At 42.9% G+C, this 5416-nt stretch carries 5 protein-coding genes and 1 pseudogene; 2 read left to right on the top strand and 4 right to left on the bottom strand.

Annotated features, from left to right (window positions below; translation table 11 throughout):
- Window positions 1-146 (bottom strand): annotated as a pseudogene (locus O9300_RS06000) (IS701 family transposase); the annotation flags it as partial.
- 125 nt (window positions 147-271) lie between these two features.
- On the opposite strand from O9300_RS06000, the gene O9300_RS05995 reads away from it, so the two are divergent.
- Complete coding sequence (locus O9300_RS05995; RefSeq protein WP_287970612.1) at window positions 272-880, top strand: chromophore lyase CpcT/CpeT; 609 nt, start codon at window positions 272-274, stop codon at window positions 878-880.
- On the opposite strand, the gene hemB is transcribed toward O9300_RS05995, so the two are convergent.
- The 3 genes from hemB to def all read right to left on the bottom strand — a co-directional run bounded on the left by hemB (window position 877) and on the right by def (window position 3761).
- On the bottom strand, window positions 877-1857 hold the full coding sequence (gene hemB, locus O9300_RS05990) for a porphobilinogen synthase (RefSeq protein ID WP_287729136.1): 981 nt from the start codon (window positions 1855-1857) through the stop codon (window positions 877-879). The two genes, O9300_RS05995 and hemB, sit on opposite strands and share 4 nt — an antisense overlap.
- 242 nt (window positions 1858-2099) lie before the next feature.
- Window positions 2100-2756 carry a GTP cyclohydrolase I FolE gene (gene folE / locus O9300_RS05985; RefSeq protein ID WP_002758386.1) on the bottom strand — a complete coding sequence of 219 codons (657 nt, stop codon included), beginning with the start codon at window positions 2754-2756 and terminating at the stop codon, window positions 2100-2102.
- A 426-nt stretch (window positions 2757-3182) separates the two neighbouring features.
- Window positions 3183-3761 carry a peptide deformylase gene (gene def, locus O9300_RS05980; protein ID WP_287970609.1) on the bottom strand — a complete coding sequence of 193 codons (579 nt, stop codon included), beginning with the start codon at window positions 3759-3761 and terminating at the stop codon, window positions 3183-3185.
- 170 nt (window positions 3762-3931) lie between these two features.
- On the opposite strand from def, the gene dnaA reads away from it, so the two are divergent.
- Entirely contained in the window at window positions 3932-5266 is a 1335-nt protein-coding gene (gene dnaA / locus O9300_RS05975) for a chromosomal replication initiator protein DnaA (protein WP_287970605.1), read from the top strand.
- Window positions 5267-5416 lie beyond the last annotated feature (150 nt).

Raw genomic sequence — 5416 nt, 5'->3', positions numbered from 1 at the left:
AGGTTTTTCCTCTCACTTTCCCCTAATAATCCTCCTAAATATTGTCTGAAGCCGTTTTTTTGCGCTTCGTTTTTGAAGCAATTGTCAAACCGCCGACACCATCGGTCAAAGCATGGGGGCATCGCGGCTGGGGTTGTCTCTTTCATCGCCGATTTTTCAACGTAAAGTGCTTACTCTTTAACGATTATACTCGATTTGATCTTTATTTGGCGTTTAAGTCCCATTATTAGTTTAAGCTAATTAGAGACTAACCGGAATCAAGCCTCTGCTTATGCTGAAAACTTCGATCGCCCTAGGATTTTTTCTCACTCAATCTTTGCCCCTTAACCCGCAAGTGCAGGGGGTGGCTAATCATTTAATTGGCGTTATGGATACGACGCAACAAGCGCAGACTAACCCCCGCATTGCTAAGGTGCAAATGACTACCTGTGCCGTGAATTTTTCCCCCAAACAGGATAATATTTATCTTTATCAGGAACAGGCAATTATCGATCGCTTAAATCAACCCTATCGTCAAAGAATTTTAGTCATTCAACCTAGCCCCGATAATTCCACTGTGGAATCAAAAGCTTATAGGTTAAATAATGCCCCTAACTTTATTAATTTTTGTAACAAAGACTTGACAGAAAGAAAATTAAATGTATCAGATTTGGCCGAGTCGGTGTGTACTGTGTTTTTAAAACCGATAGCGGGGGGTTATCGGGGAGAAACTCCCCCCCAGGGTTGTCCCACTAATGCCAGAGGTGCGGTGAAAATAACTAATACAATTATTCTACATTCCCAGGGCATGGATACCAGCGATCGAGGTTATGATAGCCTTGGTCGGCAGGTATGGGGAGCGCAGGATAATGTCTATCAATTTCGCTGGCAAAAACCCTAAAATCGGCTTTCTTGTTTCATTAATGCCACATCGGCAGCAAAATAGGTCAAAATCAAATCGGCCCCCGCTCGTTTCATACTGATTAAAGTTTCCAAAATCAGGCTTTTTTCGTCAATCCAGCCCTGTTTTGCCGCCGCTTTAATCATTGCGTATTCACCACTGACGTTGTAAGCGGCGACGGGAAGATGGCTACTATCGCGCAGACGACGGATAATATCGAGGTAGGCGAGAGCGGGCTTAACCATAATAATATCTGCCCCTTCTGTTATGTCTAAACTGGCTTCCCGTAAGGCTTCCCGACTATTAGCCCCATCCATTTGATAGGTTTTCTTATCACCAAATTTTGGTGCTGATTCTAAGGCATCTCGGAAGGGACCATAATAAGCAGAGGCATATTTAGCCGTATAAGCGAGAATTCCCACATCCAGATAGCCAGCCGCATCTAAAGCTCGACGGATCGCCCCGACCCTACCATCCATCATATCGGAAGGGGCGACGAAATTAGCCCCGGCTGCCGCTTGCGAGAGCGACATTTTCACTAAAACTTCCAGGGTTTCATCGTTGAGAATTTTACCGTCCTCCACAATACCATCATGACCATAAATCGAAAAAGGATCGAGGGCAACATCGGTAATAATAATTATTTCAGGGACTTCTTTTTTAATCGCTTTCACCGTTCTTGGCACTAAACCATCGGGATTATAACTTTCTCTACCGAAATTATCTTTTTTATCTTCGGCAATCAGGGGGAAAAGAGCGATGGCATTAATGCCTAAATTATAAGCATTAACCACTTCTTTGAGCAATAAATCAAGGGAATAACGATAACAATCGGGCATAGAAGGAATAGCCACCTTTTGATTTTCTCCCTCCATGATAAAGAGGGGATAAATCAAGTCATTAACGGTTAATTCAGTTTCACGAACAAGACGGCGAATCGCTGGAGTATAACGAAGACGACGGGGACGAATCAGCATGATAAGTAGTTGAACAAAAGTAAAGTTAACCGTGGGGTAAGGATTCAGGAGTCAGGAGTCGGTCGTCAGTAAGAATTGCGGCAATTTACATTTCTTAAGATAGACAACAGAATTTATGTCCGACTACTTAACAGCGCGTCAAAAATAAAAAGTAAACAGTAAATAGCTGGTTTTGCTCTAGTTTTTTGCTTAGGAAAAAACCGGGGATAGGACGATCAAATAATCCTGATCCCCCTGACTAATTAGTGAAAATCGGGACTATGACGAATCAAACTCATAAACTCTTGACGAGTCTTAGCAGAATCGGCAAAAATACCGCGCACGGCACTCGTAGAAGTCCAAGAACCGGGTTTTTCAACCCCGCGCATTACCATACACATATGAGTCGCTTCAATCACCACAGCTACCCCTTGAGGTTGTAGTAATCCTTGCAAAGCATCGGCAATTTGTGCGGTTAAACGTTCCTGCACTTGCAGTCGTCTGGCGTACATTTCACAGATGCGGGCAATTTTCGATAAACCGATCACTTTCCCGTTAGGAATATAGGCAACATGAGCGCGGCCGATTATCGGTAAAATATGGTGTTCACAGGAGCTAAACATATCGATGTCTCGGATTAAAACCATCTCGTTAGCATTCTCGTGAAAAACTGCCCCATTCAGCAATTCATCCAGGGATTGCTGATAACCAGAAGTGAGAAATTTTAGGGCTTTTACTACTCGTTTAGGAGTGTCTCGTAAACCTTCGCGATCGGGATCTTCTCCTAATCCTAACAGCAGTGTTCTTACCGCTTGCATCATCTCGGCTTCCGATACCGGCGATTTAGGTTCGGTAATCACTTCGGGAAAGTGATTGTAGTCATCATTGTCGAAAATTGCTTTGGACTTAGCTAAGGTCATAGATATTTTTACAGACTGCAATAGTTAATTGATCGGCAAAGTTTTCTGATTTTACCAATTGTCAATAAATACCCTTTGCTAGAGTATTTATTTTTCTGGGCATCTAGACGATAACTAATGAAAGCTATCGGTTTATTTCCTCGTCTTTGGGGTTATCTCCGGTGCGGAAACCTGGAAAAATTGATTTTCCTAGTCACCGAAAAAGTCTTGAGTATCTCCCTAGTTAATTGAGGGCAGAGTTCTACTGCATAATTAATTTATTTTGTCAAGTAGTTCATTTGTTTGTTAGGGCAGTTTTCCTAGAATGATAATCGTTATTATTTTAACAAAAAACTTAGATTTACCAACAAAAATTTTGTCGCCAGATAAAGATAGTCCCGTTAAGCTATTTAACTTATTTTGAAGATGTAGAGATATTTTGCGATTTTATCGCTTATATTCAGCAATATTACTGATTTTTTGGTATTCTTCCTCCGAGTATAAATCCGCCGGAGAAGCAAGGCGATCGAGAAAGAGGATTCCTTCCAGATGATCGTATTCGTGTTGAAAGATGCGCGCGACAAAATCCCTGAAAACTTGACGGATTTCGCGACCATTGCGATCGCAATAGGCCACCTCGATCCACTGATGACGGGGGACAAAACCGCGTAAATTGGGGACACTGAGGCAACCTTCCCAACCCTTGACCATTTCCTCGCTGACCCGCAAAATGCGAGGATTAATCACGGCAGTGGGTGGCATCATCGGAGCGTCGGGATAACGAGGATTGGGGTGAGAAGCAACGATAAACAGACGCAGAGACCGAGCAACTTGGGGCGCGGCGATTCCCACCCCGTGGGCAGCTTGCACGGTGGTAATCAGGGAATCGATCAAATTTTGACAGTCAGCATCGAGAAGATTATCGATCGCTAGTGCTTTTTGCTGTAGAATTGGATTTCCTAATTGGGTGATTGTTAAAACTTGCGTCATCTGTCTAAAGATTAATTGTTTCGCTCTGAAAATCATTTTATCTTGAGGGGAAAAATCTCGCTAAACTGATAAGGCTTCCCTGCAGCAGCACTAGAGCAACTTTGTTAATCAAAATTAACCGTGGATAGGCGTTGGGTTTCATGCTTCAACCCAACCTACGTTCATCTTATATTTAATTACACCCACCCACTTAATCAAAATTAACCGTGGACAGCAGCGCCCAACAACTTTGGCATAATCTCCTAGAGCGTCTAAAATTACTATTAACCCGTCCCGCTTTCGAGACTTGGTTTCAAACGGCGACGGTTAAAGAATGGCAAAACGATCGCTTAGTAATTCAGGCTGCCAATCCCTTTATTCTTAACCATCTTCAGAAAAATTATCTGTCAACAATTGCCGAAGTAGTGCAGGATATCGTCGGTTATCCCGTCGAGATTCAACTCACGGCACAACAGGGCGATTTGATCGCTATTTTCCAGCCTCACACTAGCTTAGAATCAGAATTATCCCCCAGTAATCAACTTAACCCTAAATATAATTTTTCCCGTTTTGTTGTCGGGCCAACCAATCGTATGGCCCACGCAGCCGCTTTAGCGGTGGCGGAATTACCCGGAAGGGAATTTAACCCGCTTTTTCTCTGTGGTGGGGTAGGGTTAGGTAAAACCCATTTAATGCAAGCGATCGGTCATTATCGTCTGGAATTATATCCCCAATCCAGGGTTTTTTATGTATCCACGGAACAATTTACGAATGATTTAATCACCGCTATCCGTCAAGATAGTATGGAAAGTTTTCGTAATCATTATCGCCATGCGGACATATTATTAGTGGATGATCTGCAATTTATTGAAGGAAAAGAATACACTCAAGAAGAATTTTTTCATACCTTTAATACCCTGCACGAAGCGGGAAAACAGGTGGTTTTAGCCTCCGATCGCCTCCCCAAACAGATTCCCAGTTTACAGGATCGTTTAATTTCTCGCTTTTCTATGGGATTAGTCGCCGATATCCAAGCACCAGATATCGAAACTCGCATGGCAATTTTACAAAAAAAGGCCGAGTACGAAAATCTGCGTCTCCCAAGAGAAGTTATCGAATATATTGCCGTTAATTATACTTCTAATATTCGCGAATTAGAGGGGGCATTAATCCGGGCTACTACTTATATTTCTATCTCCGGATTGCCGATGACGGTAGAAAATATCGCGCCGGTTTTAAATCCACCAATGGCCAAAATTTCCACTTCTCCCGATATTATTATGGCGGTAGTAGCGGAAAAATTTCAACTCTCGATCGCCGATCTAAAAGGAAATTCCCGCCGACGAGAAATTAGTTTTGCCCGACAGATTGGGATGTATTTGATGCGTCAACACACGGATTTAAGCTTACCGCGCATTGGCGAAGAATTTGGCGGCAAAGATCACACCACCGTTATTTATAGCTGTGATAAAATCAACCTTTCCCAGCATCAAGACCGACAATTACAAGAAATCTTAGCCCAACTAATCGAGCGAATTAACTCCCTCAGTCGCAATCAGTAGTCGGGGGTAATTTTGACATCCTCGCCGCCCTAAAAGTGCGGCGATTCCTAAACCTCACGATTTAAGTTTCTGCTTCCACCACCGTCGCATACCACAGTTAAAAAACCATGTACTGTCTTACACAGAGTCCACAGACTTTCGCCCCATTTC

Source organism: Microcystis sp. LE19-195.1E (genome assembly GCF_027532095.1).
In the GTDB taxonomy this organism is placed as follows: domain Bacteria; phylum Cyanobacteriota; class Cyanobacteriia; order Cyanobacteriales; family Microcystaceae; genus Microcystis; species Microcystis aeruginosa.
This window is presented reverse-complemented; position numbering and strand designations above follow the sequence as displayed.